The 22236-nt window shown below is 44.8% G+C and carries 21 protein-coding genes; 10 read left to right on the top strand and 11 right to left on the bottom strand.

Going from position 1 to position 22236, the window contains the following annotated elements:
• Positions 1-61: 61 nt before the first annotated feature.
• The 5 genes from Q3W13_RS11685 to Q3W13_RS11665 all read left to right on the top strand — a co-directional run bounded on the left by Q3W13_RS11685 (position 62) and on the right by Q3W13_RS11665 (position 4330).
• Positions 62-271 carry a fructose-6-phosphate aldolase gene (locus Q3W13_RS11685; protein ID WP_302863963.1) on the top strand — a complete coding sequence of 70 codons (210 nt, stop codon included), beginning with the start codon at positions 62-64 and terminating at the stop codon, positions 269-271.
• Positions 272-360: 89 nt separating this feature from the next.
• The gene (locus Q3W13_RS11680; protein ID WP_302863961.1) at positions 361-1044 is read left to right on the top strand and encodes a cell division ATP-binding protein FtsE; all 684 of its coding nucleotides are present in this window, start codon (positions 361-363) and stop codon (positions 1042-1044) included.
• Between the two features lie 182 nt (positions 1045-1226).
• Positions 1227-1802, top strand: a complete 576-nt coding sequence (grpE, locus tag Q3W13_RS11675; RefSeq protein WP_302863959.1) for a nucleotide exchange factor GrpE — start codon at positions 1227-1229, stop codon at positions 1800-1802.
• 129 nt (positions 1803-1931) lie between these two features.
• Positions 1932-3089, top strand: coding sequence for a molecular chaperone DnaJ (gene dnaJ, locus Q3W13_RS11670; RefSeq protein ID WP_302863957.1), 1158 nt, complete (start codon positions 1932-1934; stop codon positions 3087-3089).
• Positions 3090-3187: 98 nt separating this feature from the next.
• Positions 3188-4330 carry an exo-alpha-sialidase gene (locus Q3W13_RS11665; RefSeq protein WP_302863955.1) on the top strand — a complete coding sequence of 381 codons (1143 nt, stop codon included), beginning with the start codon at positions 3188-3190 and terminating at the stop codon, positions 4328-4330.
• Positions 4331-4389: 59 nt separating this feature from the next.
• On the opposite strand, the gene Q3W13_RS11660 is transcribed toward Q3W13_RS11665, so the two are convergent.
• Complete coding sequence (locus Q3W13_RS11660) at positions 4390-5568, bottom strand: nucleoside hydrolase (protein WP_302863954.1); 1179 nt, start codon at positions 5566-5568, stop codon at positions 4390-4392.
• Between the two features lie 204 nt (positions 5569-5772).
• Between Q3W13_RS11660 and Q3W13_RS11655 the strand changes: the two genes are divergently transcribed.
• The 3 genes from Q3W13_RS11655 (at position 5773) to Q3W13_RS11645 (ending at position 8947) form a co-directional block, all read left to right on the top strand.
• Positions 5773-6681 (top strand): ABC transporter ATP-binding protein, encoded by a 909-nt coding sequence (locus tag Q3W13_RS11655; RefSeq protein WP_302863952.1) that lies wholly within the window; start codon positions 5773-5775, stop codon positions 6679-6681.
• A gap of 3 nt (positions 6682-6684) precedes the next feature.
• A complete protein-coding gene (locus Q3W13_RS11650; protein WP_302863950.1) occupies positions 6685-7935 on the top strand; it encodes an ABC transporter permease in 1251 nt (416 codons plus the stop codon).
• Positions 7936-8023: 88 nt separating this feature from the next.
• Positions 8024-8947, top strand: a complete 924-nt coding sequence (locus Q3W13_RS11645) for an exopolyphosphatase (RefSeq protein WP_302863949.1) — start codon at positions 8024-8026, stop codon at positions 8945-8947.
• Between the two features lie 126 nt (positions 8948-9073).
• Here the strand turns inward: Q3W13_RS11645 and Q3W13_RS11640 are convergent, their stop codons facing one another.
• Positions 9074-9388, bottom strand: coding sequence for a hypothetical protein (locus Q3W13_RS11640; RefSeq protein WP_302863946.1), 315 nt, complete (start codon positions 9386-9388; stop codon positions 9074-9076).
• A gap of 128 nt (positions 9389-9516) precedes the next feature.
• Here Q3W13_RS11640 and Q3W13_RS11635 point away from each other — a divergent pair, with 128 nt between their 5' ends.
• Positions 9517-11517 (top strand): M1 family metallopeptidase, encoded by a 2001-nt coding sequence (locus Q3W13_RS11635; protein WP_302863945.1) that lies wholly within the window; start codon positions 9517-9519, stop codon positions 11515-11517.
• A gap of 40 nt (positions 11518-11557) precedes the next feature.
• Here Q3W13_RS11635 and Q3W13_RS11630 read toward each other — a convergent pair whose 3' ends face one another.
• Together Q3W13_RS11630 and Q3W13_RS11625 are read right to left on the bottom strand one after the other, a co-directional pair.
• Complete coding sequence (locus Q3W13_RS11630; protein ID WP_302863943.1) at positions 11558-12157, bottom strand: nucleoside triphosphate pyrophosphatase; 600 nt, start codon at positions 12155-12157, stop codon at positions 11558-11560.
• 66 nt (positions 12158-12223) lie between these two features.
• On the bottom strand, positions 12224-12745 hold the full coding sequence (locus Q3W13_RS11625; RefSeq protein WP_302863942.1) for an HAD family hydrolase: 522 nt from the start codon (positions 12743-12745) through the stop codon (positions 12224-12226).
• A gap of 238 nt (positions 12746-12983) precedes the next feature.
• Here Q3W13_RS11625 and Q3W13_RS11620 point away from each other — a divergent pair, with 238 nt between their 5' ends.
• Entirely contained in the window at positions 12984-14666 is a 1683-nt protein-coding gene (locus Q3W13_RS11620; RefSeq protein WP_302863941.1) for an FAD-dependent oxidoreductase, read from the top strand.
• A 71-nt stretch (positions 14667-14737) separates the two neighbouring features.
• Here Q3W13_RS11620 and iscX read toward each other — a convergent pair whose 3' ends face one another.
• The 7 genes from iscX to Q3W13_RS11585 form a co-directional block, all read right to left on the bottom strand.
• A complete protein-coding gene (gene iscX / locus Q3W13_RS11615; protein WP_302863940.1) occupies positions 14738-14980 on the bottom strand; it encodes a Fe-S cluster assembly protein IscX in 243 nt (80 codons plus the stop codon).
• Positions 14981-15042: 62 nt separating this feature from the next.
• A complete protein-coding gene (locus tag Q3W13_RS11610; protein ID WP_302864299.1) occupies positions 15043-15375 on the bottom strand; it encodes a 2Fe-2S iron-sulfur cluster-binding protein in 333 nt (110 codons plus the stop codon).
• Positions 15376-15394: 19 nt separating this feature from the next.
• The gene (locus Q3W13_RS11605; protein WP_302863939.1) at positions 15395-16177 is read right to left on the bottom strand and encodes a Rossmann-like and DUF2520 domain-containing protein; all 783 of its coding nucleotides are present in this window, start codon (positions 16175-16177) and stop codon (positions 15395-15397) included.
• Positions 16178-16455: 278 nt separating this feature from the next.
• Positions 16456-17172 carry a phytanoyl-CoA dioxygenase family protein gene (locus Q3W13_RS11600; RefSeq protein WP_302863938.1) on the bottom strand — a complete coding sequence of 239 codons (717 nt, stop codon included), beginning with the start codon at positions 17170-17172 and terminating at the stop codon, positions 16456-16458.
• Between the two features lie 26 nt (positions 17173-17198).
• A complete protein-coding gene (ccsA, locus tag Q3W13_RS11595) occupies positions 17199-19721 on the bottom strand; it encodes a cytochrome c biogenesis protein CcsA (RefSeq protein WP_302863937.1) in 2523 nt (840 codons plus the stop codon).
• Between the two features lie 8 nt (positions 19722-19729).
• Positions 19730-20140: a cytochrome c maturation protein CcmE gene (locus Q3W13_RS11590; protein WP_302863935.1), complete on the bottom strand. Its 411-nt coding sequence runs from the start codon at positions 20138-20140 to the stop codon at positions 19730-19732.
• Between the two features lie 180 nt (positions 20141-20320).
• Positions 20321-22006, bottom strand: a complete 1686-nt coding sequence (locus Q3W13_RS11585) for a gliding motility-associated C-terminal domain-containing protein (protein WP_302863934.1) — start codon at positions 22004-22006, stop codon at positions 20321-20323.
• Positions 22007-22236: the final 230 nt, after the last annotated feature.

Raw genomic sequence — 22236 nt, 5'->3', positions numbered from 1 at the left:
CCATAGACCATGGTATCTTCATTTTTGACTATGAACTACGGACTATGGTCAATGGACTGAAATGAACTACCACATTATAAAAGTAAAAGGCGTCGCTAAAATTCCCGATTACGTGCAGTTGCGTGATGACAAGTTTACGCTGCTGGCTTATTTCCGGGTCGACAGGCCCGATAAGTCGCTGGATAAAATTGGTTTACAGGACAAGGCGCAGTATATAATGGATATTATCAAGGACCTGCCTTTTGGACAGATCCTTAAATTAGAGTTATAAATTTGTCATTGGTCAACAGTCAGTGGTCATTCGTATAATAAACGGTGATAATTCCAATGACTGATGACCGGTGACCAATGAAGGAAACCATGATCGGAAATTCAATTGTAAAGCTTACCGGTGTTAACATTTTCCAGCAGTCGCATTTGGTGCTGGCCAATGTTAATTTGCATATTGACAAAGGCGATTTTGTTTGGCTTATCGGTCAGACCGGCTCGGGAAAAAGCAGCCTGCTGAAAGTTATCTATGGCGATCTGAATCTGACAAATGGCGCAGGTTATGCCTGCGGCTACGACTTGAACACCATCAAACCAAACGAAGTTCCGTTTCTGCGCCGCAAACTGGGCATTGTTTTCCAGGATTTTCAACTGCTTACCGACCGCTCGGTTGAAGCCAACCTTGAGTTTGTGATGAAAGCTACCGGCTGGACCGATAAAAAACTGATCGCGGACCGCGCGCTCGACGTCCTGGAAAAAGTAGGCCTCCGTTCCAAGCTTAAAAAAATGCCGCATGAGCTTTCCGGCGGCGAGCAGCAGCGTGTAGTAATTGCCCGTGCATTGCTTAACGACCCTGAAATTATTTTGGCTGATGAGCCAACCGGCAACCTTGACCCGGATACTTCCGAGGAAATTGTATTGCTGCTGAAGCAGATCAGCCAGTCGGGGACTGCCGTTCTGATCGCTACACATGATTACCATATCATTCGTACATTTCCATCGCGGATTATTAAATGCGAAAATGGCAAAGTGCTGGAGGATGTAAAGATAGCATAAGGGAGTAGCGGTTTGAAGTGGCAGCGGCACTTGTTTGACTATAGCCTGATTACGCCATTATTACTGCTGCTAAAAACTGCCACTTCTACTAAATAATGCCACATTTTCCCGAAAAACAAATACACACTGCCACGATGTCGCCTTTCAAACAATGGCAGGATACTTGATTGGCACTATTATCTATGAAATTTAACGATATGTTGAAGAAAAAAAAGAAAGAAGAAGCGGTGAATACTGAAGAAATAAACGATACGGTTGAAAATAACGAACTACAGGATATTAACGAGCAGGCTGAAGAAAATGCTCCATCTCCTGTTGATACCCTTAAGGCAGAACTGGCACTGGCCAATGACAAATACTTACGCTTATATGCCGAATTTGATAATTTCAGAAGGCGCACAATAAAGGAACGTGAGGAAGCCCGCAAAATGGAAGGTAAGGATGTTATTTCTTCGCTGCTGCCTGTTCTTGACGATTTTGAACGCGCTTTAAAAGCTATGGAAAATGCAACTGATGTTGCCCCGGTGAAAGAAGGCGTTTTACTGATACAGAATAAGTTAAAGAATGCGCTTACTAAAAACGGATTGAAGGAAATGGAGTCAATTGGCTCGGCCTTCGACCCCGACTTGCAGGAAGCGATCACCAATATCCCTGCCCCTAATGAGGATATGAAGGGCAAGGTGATTGATGAAATGGAAAAAGGATATTTCCTTAATGACAAGGTGATCCGTTTCGCAAAAGTAATTGTAGGCGCGTAATAGGATTTCAGATTTCGGATGTTCAATTTAAGATTTAAGACCTGAAGATTTGAACATTTGACTGAAAAACTCCTGAATCAATAATTCAAAAAATAAATAATTCCGAAAACGGAATTCCGAAATAATAATATGGCTAAAAGAGATTACTACGACGTATTGGGCGTAGCGAAAGGTGCCGATGCTGATGAGATAAAAAAAGCTTATCGTAAGATGGCCATAAAATATCACCCGGATAAAAACCAGGGCGATAAGGCTGCCGAAGATAAATTTAAGGAAGCAGCCGAGGCTTACGAGGTTTTGAGTAATCCCGAAAAACGCCAGCGTTACGACCAGTTTGGTCATGCAGCCAATGCACATTCTGCCAATGGCGGTGGCTTCGGCGGCGGCGGCATGGATATGAATGACATATTCAGCCAGTTTGGCGATATATTCGGCGGTGGTGGTTTCGGCGACTTTTTTGGCGGCGGACGCCAAAGCGGTGGTGGCCGGCGCGTACAGCGCGGCAGCAACCTGCGCATTAAAGTACGCCTCACGCTTGAAGAAATTGCCAACGGCGCCGAAAAGAAAATAAAAGTTAATAAGCAGATACCTTGTAAAACCTGTGACGGAACCGGTGCAAAGGATAAGGCCTCGTTCCAGACTTGCAAAACCTGCGGCGGACAGGGTTCAGTACGCAGGGTTACCAATACCATCCTGGGACAGATGCAAACCACCAGCACCTGCCCTACCTGTAATGGCGAAGGTTCAACCATCCTGTCAAAATGTACCGTTTGCCATGGTGATGGCGTTGTGCGCGGAGAGGAAACGATCACCATCAACATCCCTGCCGGTGTAAGTGAAGGCATGCAGCTGAGCATGAGCGGCAAAGGTAACGCAGCCCCGCGCGGCGGTCTGCCTGGCGATTTGATCATCCTGATCGAAGAAATTCCGCATGAAACATTAAAACGCGACGGAAACAACGTAATATACGACCTGCATGTAAACTTTGTTGATGCTACGCTTGGAACGAGCATTGAAGTGCCAACCATTGACGGTAAGGTAAAAATAAAGCTCGACCCGGGCACACAGGGAGGCAAGGTATTACGCCTGAAAGGCAAAGGTGTTCCGGAAGTGAACTCCTATCGCCGCGGCGACCAGTTGGTTCACGTAAATATTTGGACACCAAAAGCCCTGAGCCGCGAAGAGCGCGAGCTGCTGGAAAAATTGCAAAGCTCACCAAACTTTAAACCTAACCCCGGGAAGAACGAAAAGAGTTTCTTTGAGCGGATGAAGGAATACTTTGAATAAAAGTTAAAGCTGAAAGGCAAAATTGAAGATTTGAAAGCCCGGAGTTGTATTACTTTGGGCTTTTTTGTTCAATTGATATATTGCGCCGGTATAACTTTATGCTTAATAAACTCAAATCCGGTATCGTTTTGCTTTTTGTCAGCAGCAGTATTTATGCTCAGCATGTCATTACCAATAATTATCAAACAGCAGCCGGCGTCCCTCATTTAAAAATTGAGCGGGCTATGATCTACACACCGGGCAACTCCTGGCTGTATAACCATCATCCCTCCGTTATTCATTTTAAAGATAAATTTATCGTCATTTGGTCTGACGGAATAAAGGACGAGGATGCGCCGGGGCAGCGGGTGGTTTATTCAAGTTCTTCCGATTTCTTCCACTGGTCGGCAGCCAAACCATTGGCATCGCCGGTTAAAGTAAATGATACGCTGACGGTGCTTACAGCAGCTGGTTTATATCAATATAAAGGCATGCTGGTAGCCTACTATGGCGAATACACGCACAACAGGCAAAACACGCATTTGTGGGCAAAAACAAGCGCTGATGGCGAGCATTGGAGTGAACCCATTGACATGCATGTTCCGCTTATTCCAAACCACGGCCCGGAAGCTATCAAAAGTGGCAGACTGATAATAAGCGGGAATTTCTTATTCCCCTACACCGATGACCCGCGTGGAATTTCGGGGTGGAGACTAAGCAGCCCCTACCCCGATTCATTATACAGCCAGGATAATTCGGCTGCATTTTATGCCCCCGCGGCTAAGCTGGGGCTGCCGCCGCTTTGCGAGGGCTCATTTTTTCAAACTGACGACGATGTATTACACATGCTGCTGCGTGTTACCGGCAAAGGCTGGAAGGGCCGTTTATGGCTGACGGAAAGCGCTGATGACGGTCAATCATGGTCAAAACCGGTTGAGACCCCTTTTTCAGACAACGACAGCAAATTTCATTTCGGCCGGCTTCCGGATAAGCGTTTTTATTACGTGGGCATACCTGACACGCTGCATCATTACGACCGCAACCCTTTGGTATTATCATTATCATCCGATGGAAAGAAATTCGGCCAAAATTATATCATCGCCGATGAGCTCTACCAGCTTAAAAAAGAAGGCCTGTACAAAGGCGGGCAATATGGCTATCCGCACACAATTATTTACAAAGGCTTTATGTATGTGATCATATCGAGGCAAAAGGAGTCGATTGAGATTTTAAGATTTGATTTGAGGCAGTTGCGGAGGTGAAAGGCGAAAGCTTTAAAGCGGATTATTAGGACTTAAAGCTTTTTGTTTAGGAAAGATCATCAGTCGCGCTCATGCGCCTCAACCCTTTTTATTTCCCGCTCGCGCTTGTTAATATTAGCCTCTATCTTGTCAACCTTCCTGCTCAGCGCTTCGATTTGGGCAATACGATTTTGGGTCGACTGGCTCATTCGCGAACCGCCACTTGAGCGTGTTTGTCCGGTAGAGCGCCGGTTAACTCGTTTCACCGGCTGGTGCATGATGAGCTGATTAATCAAATCCTGTACTACGGTATAATTTACCTTTTCTGCTATATAGGCCTGACCATTAGCGGCATCGTCCCATGTGTTGCTGCCATCGGCTGCTACCTTCATTTTGCCGTTGTGCAAAGTGTACCATTGGCTGTAACCTTTAATTGCTATCAATACCGCAGTCTCATCCCAGCTGCTGCGGCCAAGCGAGTCCTCCCTCGCCATAGGTATTGCTATCCGGAAAGCATTCTTTACCGGCGAGTTAGCTATTGTTTTGTTATTGATCAGGGGCAAGCCGGCCTTTATCTTTACCCCTATCTCAAACCCGCTGAAAATAATTTGCGTGGGCCAGTTGTCATATACATTCTTCGATGCCTGCGCGTCCTTCATTACATTAAACTCCCAGCCTGACGGAAATTTACCGGCCATGCATACCAGTTGCTTTACTTTTTTCTTCACCAGCCCGATGCCGGTTAAAGGTGAATAACTGTCGCCGGATGTGTTTAGCAGATTGGAAAGATTAGTTAAAAAGCCTACGGTAACAATAGTTACGCTGTTGTCAGGCTGGCCGGCTAATAATTTGCGGTAAAGGCTTACTGCATCGGCGGCCTGGTTGTTGGTTTTTAATTGATGCGGGTATTTGGCGAGGAGGGTATCAGTCCAGTGCTGCCAGTCGCGCAGGGAAAGGGCGTTTCCTTTAGGCACGCCGATGGGCAGATCCGGCCGGTTAAAATAAGTGTTGAAAATATTTAATACGCCCGCAACGCCTTCATAATTAGTGCTGGCCATCGTGGCCAGTATTTTGGCTTCGCCCTTATCTGCCAGTGCGTGTAAAATGGTTATGGCTCCCACATCATCATAATCGGGCCCCATATCGCTGTCAAAAATAACAGGGACCGGTACCGCCTTTCGCTGCGAAAAACAAGCCGTTGTAAAACTGAATATGGCTATAAAAATGATGCTTATCGTTCGCATTTCCCAGGTCGTCAAATTGTTCTGTTAAAAGGCTTTTAATCTAAAGGTATTAACTAATATGATTTCTGCCAATAAAAAAAGAGGCGACGAGCTTGTGAATTTCTATTTATAGGTTCTGTAACCCACCCCATCCGACAAACTTAACCATACAAAGGCTTGTAACATTTTAAACAAACCTGTATCTTAAAAACAATTACAAACTAAAACAAACCTATCAACATGTTAAGCATCCGCAATATTGTTAAGCAATACGCAGCTCACCGGGCGTTAGATGATGTTAGCATCGAGGTAAAAAGCGGCCAGGTTTTTGGCCTGCTTGGACCCAACGGCGCCGGAAAAACTTCGCTTATACGTATCATTAATCAAATCACGGCGCCTGACAGCGGCGAAATCTATTTCGACGGCGAAAAACTGAATCAATCGCATATCGGTCGCATTGGCTACCTGCCTGAGGAGCGCGGCCTTTACAAAAAAATGGAAATTGGCGAGCAGATGATATACCTGGCCCGGCTAAAAGGCCTGAGCCGCGACGAGGCAACCAGGCGTCTGAAAGTATGGTTCGAGAAGCTGGATATGACCAGCTGGTGGAAGAAGAAAATTGAAGAGCTTTCAAAAGGGATGCAGCAAAAAGCACAGTTCGTAGCAACAGTTCTGCATGAGCCCGACCTGATCATACTCGATGAACCCTTCAGCGGTTTCGATCCGGTAAATGCCGAAATTATAAAAGACGAGATACTGGAATTAAACAAAAACGGGGCTACCATCCTCTTCTCAACGCACCGCATGGAGTCTGTTGAGGAATTGTGCGACTCAATTGCGTTGATCAACAAATCACATAAGATACTGGACGGTACCGTTAAAGGCATTAAAAACTCCTACAAAAATTCAACTTACTTTGTTGAATACATCGGAAGTCCCTTGATATTTAATGGCAATGAACCTTTTGATCTGCTCGAAGAAAAATCTTCGGAAGATGACAGCCATGTCATCAAAATAAAGCTGAAGGAACGATCTACTTCAAACGATGTGCTGCAATACATCATTCCTAAAGTACAGGTAAACATGCTGCAGGAAGTAGTGCCCAGCATGAACGAGATATTTATTGAAAAGGTAAATCAAATCAGCTAAACCATGGACAAGATACTTTTAATCATCAAACGCGAATACATTACCCGTGTACGCAAACGCTCGTTTATCGTCATGATTTTTTTGCTGCCGCTGCTCATCCTGGTGATGGGTGTCATTATTGGCCTCGTGGCAAACAGCAGCAATAAGATAGAAGACCAGAACACAGTTGTTGTGGTTGACAATAGCGGAGTTTTCGCCGGTAAATTTCACAATATTCCAAATCTGACTTTTCAAAATTCAACCTCTTCGGTTTCCGATTTGAAAGCAAAGGCTAAAAAGACCGACTTTTTGTCCGCCCTGGTGATTCCGGCAGATTTCACCAGGAAAGACGCGGTGCAGTTCTATTCAAAAGATAAGCCCTCAACTATTGTTACCGGGGAAATAGAAAAGCAGATGAATGATATTGCCCGTGCAAACGAGCTGATTAAACACCACATCGACACGGCCGTTCTTAGTGCTATTAAAAGCAATATTTCGCTTAAAACTATCGAAATAACCGATCTGGGCGAACAGCAAACCAGCCTGGGCGCAATGATAGGCGTCGGCATTGCCTGTTCCATCCTGATTTATATGTCGGTATTTATCTACGGTGCACAGGTAATGCGCGGAGTGATTGAAGAAAAAACAAGCCGCATTGTAGAAGTAGTAATTTCGTCGGTTAAACCCTTCCAGTTAATGATGGGTAAGGTAATCGGCGTAGGCCTGGTCGGGCTAACCCAGTTCGCCGCCTGGATAGTCTTGTCATACCTCGCGACAAAGATAACCGGCAGCGTGCAGCATGGGCCGCCAACTGGCATCATGGGTGCGCTGGCCGCCCTGCAAACCATTCCATTCGGGCCGGTACTGGGTGTATTTATTTTTTATTTCCTTACCGGCTACCTGTTATACAGCGCACTTTTTGCCGCTGTAGGTTCTGCCGTTGACAGCGAGACCGAAACGCAGCAGTTTATGTTTCCGATTACGCTGCCGCTGCTCTTTACCTACATATTATCGGTGAGTATCCTGTTCCAGGCGCCAAATGGCTCACTGGCCGTGTGGCTGTCAATGATCCCGCTTACGGCTCCCGTCGCTATGGTATTACGAATGCCGTTTGGCGTACCGGGATGGCAGTTAGGTATTTCTATGACGCTGATGGTACTTACCTTTATATTCGCCATATACGTAGCTGCCAGAATTTATCGCGTAGGTATTTTGATGTACGGCAAAAAAGCCAGTTATAAGGAGCTGGTAAAATGGTTTTTTTATAAAGAATAAAAGCTCCCCAAGCCCCTGAAGGGGAGCGATTCAGACATAATAATCCCTCAGATTTAAAACAATTTGAGGGATTATCTATTTTAGTGGCATGGAAAAATGCGCCGTAATGGACCTTGGCACAAACACCTTTCACTTACTGATCGTTGAAGGTACCAGCAACAGTTTTACAGAGATAGTTCATGAGCAACAGCCGGTAAAACTTGGCGAGGGCGGCATTAATAGGGGTTTTATACAAACGGCTGCATATCAGCGCGGCATAGAGTGCATGAAGCGCTATAGCCGCCTGATTAATGATTATGGTGTAAACCAAATCAGGTGTATTGCAACCTCCGCCTTACGCAATGCAGCCAACGGGCAGGACTTTGTCAACGACGTAAAAAAACAAACCGGAATCTCTGTCGAGATCATAGACGGCAACGCCGAGGCAGAGTACATTTACAAAGGCGTTCGCGCAGGTGGCGGTTTATCTGCACAAAATACTTTGATTGTGGATATCGGCGGCGGCAGCGTTGAATTTATTATTTGCGATGACAAAGAGATTAAATGGAAACAAAGCTTTGAAATCGGCGCAGCGAGGCTGATGGACAGCTTTCACCGGCATGACCCTATACCGGGCGACTCGATAACCGCCTTGAATTTTTATCTGGATGACACTCTAACCCCCCTTTTCGGAGCGCTTAAAAATTATAGCGTACATAGCATCATTGGCTCGTCTGGGGTGTTCGAATCCTATGCTGCAATTATCGAGGCGGATAAAGGCCGTAGCATCGACTTGAAAAAAACGAAATACTACGAATTTGATAAAGCCATTCTTTTGTCTGTAATTGAGCGGATTGTTTTGTCAAACCACCAGCAGCGGTTGGATAACCCGAATATTATCCCCGTTAGAGTGGATATGATTGTTACCGCATCACTGCTTACGCGGTTTATCATTGAAAAAATAGGGGTTGAGGAAATTGCGATGTCGGCACATTCGTTGAAGGAGGGTGTGCTGGCGGACATGATGAATTAGCTATTCTACCGGCGACCAATCCTAGACGCTGTACTAAATGCAGAGTCAACCCGATATCTCCGGATACGAAATACCTCATCTAATTTCTATTATCATATCTTTCGCCATAAAGCAGTAATTACCACCCTACAAATTTATATATACAAAAGATGCGCAGCCTATAAGGAATACAACCAGGGCGCTAAACAACCACATCTTACTATTGTAATTGACGGCCAGTATAAGGCAGGTGATGATTTGCAAAACAGCCAGGGCAAAAAATGTTATCATACCTGCCGTGTCATTAAGGGTAATATCCAGTAATACCCCACAAATAATAAGGGCTGCTACATTATAAAAAATTGTGGAGATATTGCCCCGGAATTTATTTTGTTCGGGGTGGTTCGCATAGTAGTTAGAGACAGACCTGACTGCCGATCTGCTTTTCAATCGTTTTTTCATTTGAATAGGGGTATTAATTCGAGAACTAATATAAGACAAGACATGCTATTTTTTATTAGCTGTTTATTAAAAAGTCGAGGACAAGTCCATCGCCCTTTGTATATTGCCCTCAATAACTGACAAATCCCATGAAACCCCAATTTTTACTCGCCGCCATTCTGGCGTTAATTGTTATATCTGCCGATGCCCAGCGCCGGCGCCGCGGAAATAACTCCAACGATACCATATCCTCAAACTATCAGCCGGCAGAACTATTTTCGCCGCTTTACTACAGCGAAAAAGGCAATGCCGTGCATGCCGCCAATGGGGAACCCGGCCCGAAATACTGGCAAAACCGTGTGGATTACAACATCGATGCGGTGCTCGATACTGCTGCCAAAACATTAACAGCCACCGAACAGGTAACCTATACCAATAATAGCCCGGAAACACTGCAATACTTATGGCTGCAGTTAGACCAAAACACTTATAAAAACACTGCGCGCTCCAACTTTGTTACCGGCTTTGCACCAGGGCCTAACCAGCATACCGACGGCTACGACATTCAATCGATAACCATAACCAATGGAAAAACAGGCGCTAAGGCAGACTTTGTGGTTACCGATACCCGCATGCAGATTCGCCTGCCAAAGGCGCTCGCAGCAAACGGCGCGGTTATAAACTTTACCATTAAATATAAATATACCATCCCCGGTAATTTCGGCAACCGAACCGACTATGTGCAAACCAAAAACGGCAAGATATACGAAATTGCCCAATGGTTCCCGCGCATGTGTGTTTATGACGATACCCGTGGCTGGGATACCCTGCCGTTCCTCGGAAGCGGTGAGTTTTACCTGGAATATGGCAACATAGATTATAAAGTAACTGCGCCTGCCGATATGATCGTAGCCGGGTCAGGCGAATTGCTCAATCCGGGTGAAGTACTCACACAGCAGCAGGTTAACCGGCTCAATACAGCAAAGGCAAGCGACAAAACTATAATGATAAGGGATGTAAACGAGGTTACCAATCCATCATCCCGCCCGGCCGGGAAAGCCAACCTAACGTGGCACTTTAAAATGCTGAATACACGCGACGTGGCATTCGGCGCATCCAAGGCTTATGTATGGGATGCCGCAAGAGTGAATTTACCAGGCGGTAAAAAATCACTGGCGATGTCAGTATACCCGGTTGAAAGCGCCGGCAATGAGGCCTGGGGAAGGGCAACTGAGTATCTTAAAAAGTCTATTGAATATTTTTCCGAAAAATGGTTTGTTTACCCATGGCCCTGCGCCATTAACGAAGCCGGTATAGCTGGCGGTATGGAGTACCCGGGTATCGTATTCGATGGCATTACCGATAAGGGTAAAGAGTTGTACTGGGTAACAGCTCATGAAATCGGCCACAACTGGTTCCCAATGATCGTGGGCAGCAATGAACGCCGCTTCGGCTGGATGGATGAGGGCTTTAATACGTTTATCGATATTTATGCTTCGGATGCTTTTAATCATGGCGAATATGCGCCCAAACGCGACGGTGAATACGCACCTGGCGGCGGCAATCCGGCTGATGAAATTGTCCCGGTCATACAAGACCCCAACTCGCCTTCAATCATGACCGCGGCAGACGCTATTCCCGAAAAGTATCGTCATCCCCTCACCTACTTCAAGCCGGCTTTTGGTTTGGTTTTGCTGCGCGAGCAGATTCTCGGCAAAAACAGGTTCGATTATGCCTTTAAAAATTACATAGCTAAATGGGCTTACAAACACCCGCAACCCGACGACTTTTTCCGGTCGATGGAAAACGGCGCAGGCGAAGATCTGTCCTGGTTCTGGAAGGGCTGGTTTTATAATAACTGGCCGCTGGACATCGCCCTGATCGATGCAAAATATGCCAATAAAGATCCCAAAAACGGCGTACAGGTAACCATAGCCAATAAAGAGCAGCTAGCCATGCCATTTACAGTTGAGGTAAAACTCAAAGACGGCGCCAAACAGCGCACCTATTTCCCGGTTGAAACCTGGCTTCAAAATAAGGCAATAACTTTTACTATACCTACAACCACCGAAGTTGAAAGTGTTACCGTTGACCCGGATAACGCCTTACCCGACAGCAACAGGAAAAACAATACGCGGACAATAAAATAATCAGATTGGGGGACTTACGAAGTTTCGGACTTCGTAAGTCTTAACGGAAATTCGCTAATTCCTTATACAACTTCTCAGTAGGCAGCCCCACTACATTAGTGTAGGAACCATTGATGCGCTCTATGCCAATGAGCCCGATACGTTCCTGTATACCATACGAACCTGCTTTGTCAAAAGGCTGGTATTTTTCCACGTAGTTGTGTATCTCTTCATCAGACAGCTTGCCGAAATATACTTCCGAGACATCATAAAAACTATGATACTGATGATCACGAAGCAGACAGACACCGGTGATCACCCGGTGCATACGCCCTGACAGCAATTGCAGCATCTGCACGGCGTGCGGCGCATCTGTTGGCTTGCCTAATATCTGGTCGTCTATACAGACTATCGTATCCGCGGTAAGTACAATCTCATCTGTTAACGTCTCATCAAATGCTTTAGCCTTTTTTGCAGCGATGTAAACAGCCACTTCCTCAGGCGTAAGATTGTCGGGATACGACTCATCCACATCTTTAAGCACAATACGAAAATCAATATCCATCAGCCGTAACAGTTCCTGCCGGCGCGGAGATTTGGATGCGAGGATTAGTCGGGGAGAGTTCATTTTTGAGTCGATAGTCCATAGACCATAGTCCATGGCAAAAATATTTAAAAAAAAATGCAGCTACTACGAATCCACAGACAATCGTCTATGGACTAACACCTACCAGCTATAGGCTTCTTCAGTAAGCCATTGATCGTGTATCTTCAATACTTTCTCTATCACATCGCGTACGCAGCCGCGGCCGCCGGGATATGGCGATACGTATTTGCTGAGCGCCTTTATTTCCTCCACCGCATCGGCTGGACAAACCGGCAACCCCACATATTGCATTACTTCCATATCTGGTATATCATCACCCATGTATAACACAGTTTCCGGGCTGATATGTTTTTCTTCCAGGTACAGTTTCAGTTTGGTTTTTTTAGTATGAATGCCCATGTAAACGTCTTTGATCCCAAGGCTGTTAAGGCGATGCAACTGGGCTTTAGAGCGGCTGCCCGATACGCTGACCACGTTATATCCGCATTTTACAGCCAACTGTAGTGCGTAGCCATCTTTTATATTAAAAGCACGGCTTTGCAAACCATCGTCTGTTACAAAAACAGAACCATCAGTAAGCACACCGTCCACATCAAACACGAACGTAGTTATTTCTTTTAGTTTAGTTAAAAATGATTCCATTTATCCCTGCAATTGTTCTCCCGAGGTAAGCCAAAAATGCTAATATTTATGCGCGGCGCAAACCTAACAATGTTATTTAAAAATATAACTATCCGTTTTTTATTTTCGCAATATTAAGAAGCCGCCGTCGTTATTAACAATATATATAAAAATAATTGCGACTCGTCTATGTGCCATTTATTTTAATTTTAAGCCAAATGTAGCCGTACCTAAGTATAAACATATTATAACCATTGTCGTGTCCCTGAATAAATACCCCTTAAAAAAAAGGACAGCAAAATATCTTTTAATAAAAGAGATTGGATTAAAATTCATTTTCACTTTAATAATCGTCATCATCAGCTGCCGCAAAACCCATATAATCAAACTTGAAAATACAGGGTCGGGGCTCGATACGCTTCAACAATTACCTTCAAACGCAATAAAGACTGATGTAGTTATTTATGGCGCTACATCTTCGGGAGTTATAGCAGCCATCGAAGCCGCCCGGTTAGGCAAAAATGTCATTTTAATAGCAACTGATCAATATATAGGGGGGATGACTACTGGAGGGCTTTGCAAAACTGACATTGTTGATAGCGGCGTGAATATCGGCGGTCTAACACACGATTTCTATTTAAAGGTGGCCGCAAAGTATGCAGAGCGGGTACCTTCATATACATTTGAGCCAAAGATTGCCCTTCAGGTTTTTAATGAGTTTTTAAATTCTTATCCCAATATTCAAATCTTCAGGAACGAGCGTTTAAGCTTAAAAAACAGTGTGATTAAAGACGCCGAAAGTAAACGGATTGTAATGATAACGATGGAGTCGGGCAAAATATTTGGCGCAAAAGAATATATCGACGCTTCATACGAAGGAGATTTATTGGCTCATGCAGGCGTTTCGTACACGGTCGGCCGCGAAGACAATAGCAAATACAATGAAAGTTATAACGGCGCCAGGCTGCCAATAATATTTCCGGTAAAAGTTAGTCCTTATTTTACAGACAGTGACCCGTCAAGTGGTTTATTACAGCGGGTAAATGGTTCTGCGATTTCCGCTCCGGGTACAGGCGACAATAAAATTATGGCTTATAATTACAGGATCTGCCTTACAAATGACCCTACAGATACAATTTCAATAACCAAGCCGGACAATTTGAATATGAAAGATTTTGAAATTATGTTCAGGATGTTAAAGCAGCAATACAACGTTTTCTTAGGATGGCATAAAATCAAGAATAACAAATTGGATGTTAATAGTGCGAACTATTTTTCGACTGACTACGTCGGCATAAATTCATTGTATCCCGAAGCGACATACGATGAACGTGATTCAATAAAAAGAAGGATTGAAAATTATGATAGAGGATTAATCTGGCTAATTCAAAACGACCCGCGGATATCACCAAAAATTCAAAAATTTTATAAAAATTTTGGGCTGCCGAAAGATGAATTTGTGCAAAATAATGGTTGGCCGACACAATTATACGTGAGGGAAGCTCGCAGGATGATTTCCGAATACGTAATAACTGATAATTACATATTAAATAAGGGCCATGTAAACGATCCGATAGCACTGGGAACCTATCCCATGGATTCGCATTTGATCCAATACGGCATTGCTGTCCCTGGCAGGCTCGAAGGGGAAGGGCAAATGTTTATTGACAGAAACAGAGCTTACGGCATCAGTTTCAGAGCATTAGTACCCAGACAATCGGAGTGTACAAACCTCGCTGTTTCTATTTGTGTGTCTGCCTCACATTCTGCGTTCTGCTCGTTACGAACAGAGCCTACTTACATGGTGATGGGGCAATCAGCAGCTGCCGCAGCGGTTTTGGCAATCAATCAAAAATGCAAAATCCAGAACGTAGACTATATAAAATTGAGAGATCAGTTAATCAGTGAGCATCAATACCTCCAACCAAACCAAGGCAATTAATTATTCCTTATAATGATTTTGAGATAGCTAAAATGATTAATTAGTAACAACAAGCACAACGTAATCGGGTGTTATTGGTTATCGCGCCATTCATAAACCCAGGCAGACTGTATTTGCTCCAGGTGGCCTTCATTAGATTCTTCACGCGTTCCGGCAAAGTTAGGTAAGGCAAGTACCCATTCCAGCAAATCGGTAAAACGGATACGGTAAATTTTTGATTCGTTAAAATCATCGCCAAACTTTTCATAAAGCTCCATGGCGATATCCTCGTAGTCATTCCAGTGAATTGGAAGGCTAAACTTATTGTCGTTCATTTTTTTATATAAAATCCGGAGGTTTCCGGCTTAATGCTGTTTAAATTTAAACGAGTGGTATCTTAGTGCCCCAGGAACTGATTCTGATCAGGCATAGTTATCTCGATATCACCATCGAGCACCACGCACTGACAGCCGAGGCGCGAATTAATGCGCGGGTTTACAGCCCTGTCAATAAAATCTTCTTCCTTGTCAGATATTTCCTGGATGTTATCCATCCCCTTATTTACGTAAACGTGGCAGGTACTGCATCCGCAAACTCCGCCGCAGTTGTGCTGCAGCTCTATGCCGTTTTCCAGGCATACGTCTAAAACAGATTCACCTTCGGCAATGGGTAACTCAACACTTTCCAGCCCCTTTTCCTCAAAGTTTATCTTTAACTTAAAAATGTCCATTTCAGCAAAAGTAACAAAATTACCCGTGCCGAGGTTCTGCATTATTGTTTTTGATAATCTCCTGACTTAACAGCCGGTATATTTGTTTTAGTTCCGGCTCATTCTCAAGCATGTGTATATGGGCCTGCATCGTATCCTCGTCATTGCGTACGGCAGGACCGGTTTGCACCTGTTCAGGCAGGTTGGTTTGCACTTTTTCAGCGGTTTCCAATATTAGCGGACGCAGCATTTCAAACTGCATACCGCTGGCGGCCAGTAAGTGTTGCGCTGCACTGTAAAGATAATTCGGGAAATTACACGCAAAAACCGCCGCCAGGTGAAGTACACGCCGCTGGTTCGAATCAACTTTATAAACGTTATTGCTTACAGTTTGCGCAAGTTCGGTCAGTTGCTTTTCGATTAATTTATCAGCGCCTTCGATACAAAGCGGAACAGTCCTGAAATCAAGCTCTTTTGTTTTACTGAAAGTTTGCAGGGGATAAAATACGCCTGCTTTATCAGTATAAGTTAAAAGCACGTCAAGCCTGGTGGCGCCGGAAGTGTGAACTATTGTTTTTTCATATCTGGCTAAAGCTTTCGTAAGTCCGCCTATAGCATCATCTTTTACCGAGATAACAAAAATGTCTGTTTCAGGATTGATCTGCACAAGGCTGTCAATAGCCTCTGCGCCGACATGATAAGCCAGCAGCGAGGCATGTTGTATATCCCGGCTGTACACCTGTACAATACGGTGTCCGGCATTTTTAAAAGCCGCGGCCATGTGGGTGGCTACATTTCCCGAACCTATTATCGTAATCCGCATGGCGCAATTTTAAGGAGATTATTTTGTATTTAAGAAATTGGGATTTAGCTGATGGCTCTTTTATGCCCGGTAAAGCTTACCATTGGTATCGTAAGAAATAAAGCTGTAGGTAAATATGCCGGACAATCAAGATAGGGTTTACAGGTACTTTACAGTTTCCAGAGGTTGCACCCTACCCAATACATTGACAATCAGAAGTTTAATGGTTACACCCGGCTTAAAACTGTAAACCTTATGTTTAAGCCCGTATCTAACAGCGCCAGGGTGGTATTTATAGATCAAATGGTCTCACGTTCAGCCCATTTCAATTCATCCGGCAGCTGAACCTTACTAAACTCAATATGTATAACTCTGCGCCGCTTATGAGTGGTGGTACGGTTTGATGCATGCATCAGCAGGGGTCGCATAATCATTACCCCTCCTGCCCGAACATTACAGCTTATAGCCGCTTCTGTTTGCGAACCAAAATCATCAGTCCGCCAAATGCCTTTTAAATGGGAACCGGAGATTACTTTCAAAGCGCCGTTACCTTCGTCGGTATCATCCAAATGTATCCTGATGGTAAAGTTCTCCTGCAAAATATCCAGTGGAGGCTGAACAGCGAATTGGTCCAGTTTGGTAGTCCATGGTCCATAACCGGGCAAATGAATCTTCCTGTCTACAGAAATCGTCAAATCCTGGTGCCAGGCAACAAACCAGTTTGACGCTTCCGGTTTGTCAAAATATATTGACTTCACCACAGAATAACCACCGCCAAACAAGCCGTTGATTAACGTCTTAAGCCGGTGGTTGAAGATACGTTCTTTTGTCAGCGGCACTTCTTTCAAAAACTGCCTGATAGCAAACAGGTCTTCGCTTTTGCGAAATGTTTTATTCGACTGGTCAGTTTGTTCTATCAGTCGGATCATTTCATTTATTTCATCACCAGAATAAATATTATTTACGATAGTAAAGCCGCTATCCGAGATATTTTTTTGATGAATTGAACCATGCATATACTGACACAGCTTTTACCGAAATATTAGGCATTTGCCGCCACAGATTCAGCCTTTAACGCCGATGGGGCTTTCAATTCCTTATTCCTTCTGGATATCGATAGTACAAAACCTATTATCATAATAACCGTTCCGGACCACAGCAGGTTGATAAACGGAAAATCAAGGGCACGCATTACGATGTACGGGCGCTTATTCAACGGTTGCTGGTAAACCATTATTTCTACCTTGTTTTCGCTTGGGATAATTTTGGTTAATGCCAGTTTCAGGCCCGCATCTTCAACCTTGCGGGGGAAAGTCAGCACCGCTTTATTCTTGATCATGTAAACCGGCTCGGCATTAAAGGTGCGGTCGTGCGCAACAACCTGCAGGCTTGCTCCTATCGCCGCATCGTTAGCGCCAAGCGGTATGTTTTGTACCTGCACCTCCCGGTTCAGTGATTTTACTACAATATATCCGTCACGATAGTGAATGGTATCACCCACAGCCACCAGGTGCGGGACGGGCTCATCGTATAAAGTTTCGTCATTTTCCTGGCCATGATCGGCGGCGGCCTGTGCATCGGCAGCATTCGGATTTTTGGCGGTAGCTACCGGCAATGCGGTAACGTGCGTGTACAGGTCGTGAAACAGGTAATGTTTGGTAGCCGGCACCGGTGACGGCTCCGAACCCATCTGCGGGTTGGTTAATACGTTCGGTTTCAACAAAAACTCATCTACTACTTTGCCCTTGTCGTCCAGTTCTTTATAATTTACCTTAAAATAGCGGTTTGGCGCTGCAACAGAGTCGCCCAGGTAGGTAATCAGGAATTTACCCATACGCTTGGGCTCATTCTTGTAAATCATGATGTTCTCACGCGGACTGCCCATGCCTTCGGCTTTATCAAAACCGGCGATGTTGATACCTGTACCGTCTGTCTGCGAAACGATCTTGCGGGTACCCGCAGAGATCAGCGCACCGATCAGCATCAGGGCAAAACCAATATGCGCCACGGCCGAGCCCGCCAGTTTGAATTTACCTTTAAGCGCATCGGCCAATACCTTTCCATTGGCCAATACAGCGTACACCGACCCGAACAATACCAGCATAAACACAAAGTGCAGTTTGTAGACGCCGGTGAGGTAGCCAGCTAAGGCAGTAATTGCTGCTGATAAAGCGAAATAAATAACCGTGGTAATAAAAAAGCGCGTAATGTCAGTTTTCTTATACTTTAAAAATTGCGTAAAACCGGTTAGCACCGTAATTACCATAGCAAATGCACCCTGGATAACGTTGTAATGACCTACCAGATCAATAGGGGGTGCTATTTTAGTGCCAAAGGCTTTATTCCATACCGGGATAGAGGTTACCAGTACCAAATGGAAGCAGGATAAACCCAGGAAAATAGCGCCTACAAACATCCAGAATTCGCGGGAGTAGGTTTCTTCATCTTTTTTAGAGATAGGCATTTCCTTAAAACGGCTTACCAAAAACCAGATAGAAATGCAGAGAAATATCAATATATAGGCTACCAACTGCCCGAACATGCCCAGGTCGGTAAAGGCGTGCACGGATGACTCGCCAAGAACGCCGCTGCGTGACAGGAACGAAGTGTACAACACCATTACAAAGCTGATCAGCGTAAGGAATGTTGCTGTAAAATAAGAATGACCTGAGTTTTTGTAAACTATCATTACGTGCAGGCCGGCTACCAGCGTTAACCACGGGAAAACAGAGGCGTTCTCCACCGGGTCCCATGCCCAGAAGCCGCCAAAGTTCAACGATTCATAAGCCCACAGAGCGCCCATTATAACGCCCACGCCCAATACCAGGGAGGCAAACAACGCGTAAGGTATCGCCTGTGTGATCCATTCTTTGTAGCGGCGCTGCCACAAACCCGCAATTGCGTAGGCAAACGGAACCACGATTGAAGCCAATCCGAGGAAAAGCGTCGGCGGGTGAATGATCATCCAGTAGTTTTGCAACAAAGGATTCATGCCCTGTCCGTCCTTAATAAACGACAGGTAATCGGCCCGCTGAAATATTGGCGCTTCGATTCCTGATTCACGCAGCAACAGGAATGGCGAGCTGCCCAAACGAACGCCAAATACATCGATCCCAAGCAACATGGTAGCCAATATCACCTGCGAAAGGGCCACTACCGTCATTACCGGTTTTTCCCACGATTTTGCGCGGGAGATCAGTACATTGCCCAATACGGCCTGCCAGAAAGTCCAGAGGAGGAAGCCCCCCTCCTGTCCGTTCCAGAAACCGGATACCAGGTAGTAAACCGGCAGGGAGCGCGAAGTATAGCTCCACGCATAATGATATTCGAAATAGTTATTATAAAGGATATAAAACAACTGAACACCTACGCCGATAATAGAGAAGGTGTTAATGCGGTAGGCAATGCGCGCCATGCGCAGCCACGATTTATCGAGCTTATCGGTATTGGTGGCAGCAAAATAATAGCTGATAGCGGATAACAGCGCCGCGCCGAACGACAGAATAACAAATACCTTGCCCAGTTCGCCCGGTAAAAGGTGTTCCCCTTTATAATCTATAGCCATTAAATGATTTATATTTCGGCCGTTTTAGCTTTGGCCTCGGTAACTTCTATTTTATCCTTGGTGTATTTAGAAGGGCATTTCATCAGGATGTTAGATGCATGAAACTCCTTGCCGGTCATTTTACCGGTAAGTACTATCTGCTCCGACTTTTCAAAATCCTGCGGCTTGGTACCGGTGAATACTACTTTGCATTCTTCCCCCTTGTTATCCTTCACAAAAAACGAAAAATAATTGGCATCCTTGGTTGCGTCGTAATACAGTTCCTTACCTTTATCCAACTGACCAACAACACGCAATTCCCCGGCAGTTTGCCTGGCATCGCTGAACGAGCCATAAGTGCTTGATTTGGAGTAAGTGGCAATTATTACGGATATCGCTATAGCAATTACCACCAGGCCAAGTATTGAACTTTTTTTCATTAAGAGTTTCTCCTCTGTTTACGGATCACAAAAATACAAAACGTTAATGTAATAATGTTTATTACAACACATTAATATTATTTAGAATCATTCTAATTTAGGAATTCGGAATTTCGATTTCGGATTTGGCGAGGCGGCTATTGTTTAAAACTTCCGAAATCGAAAAGTTGAATTCCGAAATCACCGCAATAAAGTAATGCTCCCCGCTTTACTGATCTCCAGCTGGTTGTAGTCGTCAAAACCATCAAACACCCAATAGTAAACCCCTGGCGGCAGGTTGCGCCCTTTGTTGGTGCCATCCCAATAATTAATTCTCAATGCGGAATTGTAAACCAGGCGGCCATACCTGTCATAAATTTTTACGGTTTTAAATGTCGCTGTCCCGTTCAGCGTTATCGAAAACCGGTCGTTTATACCATCGTTATTCGGCGTAAAGGTATTAGGGGCTACTATGGTATAGGGCGGCGGCGGATGTATTACTACGTTTACTTTAGCCAATTGCGAGCATCCCTGAGGGCTGGTAGCTTTTATATAATATGTACCGCCATATTTCAGTGCTGTATAATTATTTATTTCATTAAGGCCTGCCGCATCCTTAAAATAGGTGTAAGTTATATCCGGTTTGTGCACAAAGGTTTTAGTAAGGTCCACCGTGGTTGGAAAATCTACAGGTTCAGGATCGGTAACGGTTATGGCCGGTGCTGTTATATTTACCCTTACAGGCAAAATATTCATACAGCCTTCTGCGTTAACGCCCTGTATATAGTAAGTTCCAGACGTGTCTATATGGTCTGGATTGTATAAATACCGGGTGCCTAATGAATCAGCGAAATAGCTAAAAGTGGTTCCCGGGGTAGTACCGGCGGTTATTTCCGGCAGCATCAGGTCTACAGGATAGCCAGGGCAGGAGTTAATGGTGTCTGTCACCTTCATTCTAAAGCCTTCGTCTATTTTTTTTACCGTAGTGTATAGGGTATCTACGCAGCCCAGACCGGGGTAAGGGAAAATTTTTAGCGCATATTCCGTATTATCAGGAGGCGCGGGCGATATGGTAAGGCTTTGACCGGTGCCCACCAGCTTTTTTAAGTCTGCCGTGTACCATTCGTACCCGGCGAAACCGTTAGGTGCATATAAAGTGGCATTCCGTTGCCCTTCGCAATACGAATTGCCGGTTATCGAATTGCCGTTGTTTTCAATTATGTCGAGATAAGCGTAGCCGAAGTGAAAAATCCGGGCACAATCGTTTGTAGTGAACTGGATTTGTATTTCCTTGCCCACATATCTGCTCAGATTAATAGTGGCTGTCGACCAGTCTTTATAGTAAATCGCATCCCCTTTGTATCCGCGCGTGGCTGATAATTTAAATCCCGGTAACGTGGAAGAGGCTGCAAAATCAAAATAAGGGCAACTGATCAGCTCGTCGTCTGTAACATCGTATATCTGTGCGGTAAATTTAGGTTGCTCCTGCACCGGATGCCCCGGGTCTTCCAGTACTACCGCATAATTGAAAACTATACTGTATGATTTTCTATTCGGGACAGTTAACGTATACGACAGCCGTTCCGCCTGTGCTCCGGCTGAATTATTACCTAACCTTACGGAATACTTACTTCCGTTGGGGCAAAGAAACGGGAAGTTACCATACCCATCCTTTAGTCCGGCCGACTCTTTCCCATAGAGTACATGCCTGTTCGGTACGGGGATAGAACGCGCCAGCCGGATATTGCCGGTAATTGAATCGATTTGCCCAACATAACAGTCCCAGTGGTTAAACGTACCATCCTCAAAACCAATATTTGGGGTTTGGGCGAATGCCTTGAAGCTTATAAATAACAGTATGATTAGTAAACCTTTAAACATCGACATTTATTGTTCAGTTAAAGGTAGATGATTTACTTACTAACGATGAAACAAGTACGCTAAAATAGTGTAACATATGCAACATAAAATGCCGTTAACAGCAAAATAGCAACCATATAATAGATTACGGACGATGTCGTTATGCGTTGCCAATCAGTTAATCGAGTAGAGGGCGAAACTTTTATTCGTTTCACCGCTCTCTCACACCACCGTACGTACGGTTCCGTATACGGCGG

It is taken from the genome of Mucilaginibacter sp. L3T2-6, assembly GCF_030519355.1.
Classification (GTDB): domain Bacteria; phylum Bacteroidota; class Bacteroidia; order Sphingobacteriales; family Sphingobacteriaceae; genus Mucilaginibacter.
Note: the sequence above shows the minus strand (reverse complement) of the source record. Positions and strands in the feature narration are given on the sequence as shown.

Coding starts and splice junctions, on each gene's coding strand:
- ccsA (WP_302863937.1), bottom strand. CDS start 19,721: ATGGCTATAGATTATAAAGGGGAACACCTTTTACCGGGCGAACTGGGC.
- Q3W13_RS11610 (WP_302864299.1), bottom strand. CDS start 15,375: ATGGACATTTTTAAGTTAAAGATAAACTTTGAGGAAAAGGGGCTGGAA.
- Q3W13_RS11605 (WP_302863939.1), bottom strand. CDS start 16,177: ATGCGGATTACGATAATAGGTTCGGGAAATGTAGCCACCCACATGGCC.
- Q3W13_RS11680 (WP_302863961.1), top strand. CDS start 361: ATGATCGGAAATTCAATTGTAAAGCTTACCGGTGTTAACATTTTCCAG.
- grpE (WP_302863959.1), top strand. CDS start 1,227: ATGAAATTTAACGATATGTTGAAGAAAAAAAAGAAAGAAGAAGCGGTG.
- Q3W13_RS11590 (WP_302863935.1), bottom strand. CDS start 20,140: ATGAAAAAAAGTTCAATACTTGGCCTGGTGGTAATTGCTATAGCGATA.
- iscX (WP_302863940.1), bottom strand. CDS start 14,980: ATGAACGACAATAAGTTTAGCCTTCCAATTCACTGGAATGACTACGAG.
- Q3W13_RS11645 (WP_302863949.1), top strand. CDS start 8,024: ATGGAAAAATGCGCCGTAATGGACCTTGGCACAAACACCTTTCACTTA.
- Q3W13_RS11585 (WP_302863934.1), bottom strand. CDS start 22,006: ATGTCGATGTTTAAAGGTTTACTAATCATACTGTTATTTATAAGCTTC.
- dnaJ (WP_302863957.1), top strand. CDS start 1,932: ATGGCTAAAAGAGATTACTACGACGTATTGGGCGTAGCGAAAGGTGCC.
- Q3W13_RS11665 (WP_302863955.1), top strand. CDS start 3,188: ATGCTTAATAAACTCAAATCCGGTATCGTTTTGCTTTTTGTCAGCAGC.
- Q3W13_RS11655 (WP_302863952.1), top strand. CDS start 5,773: ATGTTAAGCATCCGCAATATTGTTAAGCAATACGCAGCTCACCGGGCG.
- Q3W13_RS11600 (WP_302863938.1), bottom strand. CDS start 17,172: ATGCATGGTTCAATTCATCAAAAAAATATCTCGGATAGCGGCTTTACT.
- Q3W13_RS11650 (WP_302863950.1), top strand. CDS start 6,685: ATGGACAAGATACTTTTAATCATCAAACGCGAATACATTACCCGTGTA.
- Q3W13_RS11625 (WP_302863942.1), bottom strand. CDS start 12,745: ATGGAATCATTTTTAACTAAACTAAAAGAAATAACTACGTTCGTGTTT.
- Q3W13_RS11640 (WP_302863946.1), bottom strand. CDS start 9,388: ATGAAAAAACGATTGAAAAGCAGATCGGCAGTCAGGTCTGTCTCTAAC.
- Q3W13_RS11685 (WP_302863963.1), top strand. CDS start 62: ATGAACTACCACATTATAAAAGTAAAAGGCGTCGCTAAAATTCCCGAT.
- Q3W13_RS11630 (WP_302863943.1), bottom strand. CDS start 12,157: ATGGACTATGGTCTATGGACTATCGACTCAAAAATGAACTCTCCCCGA.
- Q3W13_RS11635 (WP_302863945.1), top strand. CDS start 9,517: ATGAAACCCCAATTTTTACTCGCCGCCATTCTGGCGTTAATTGTTATA.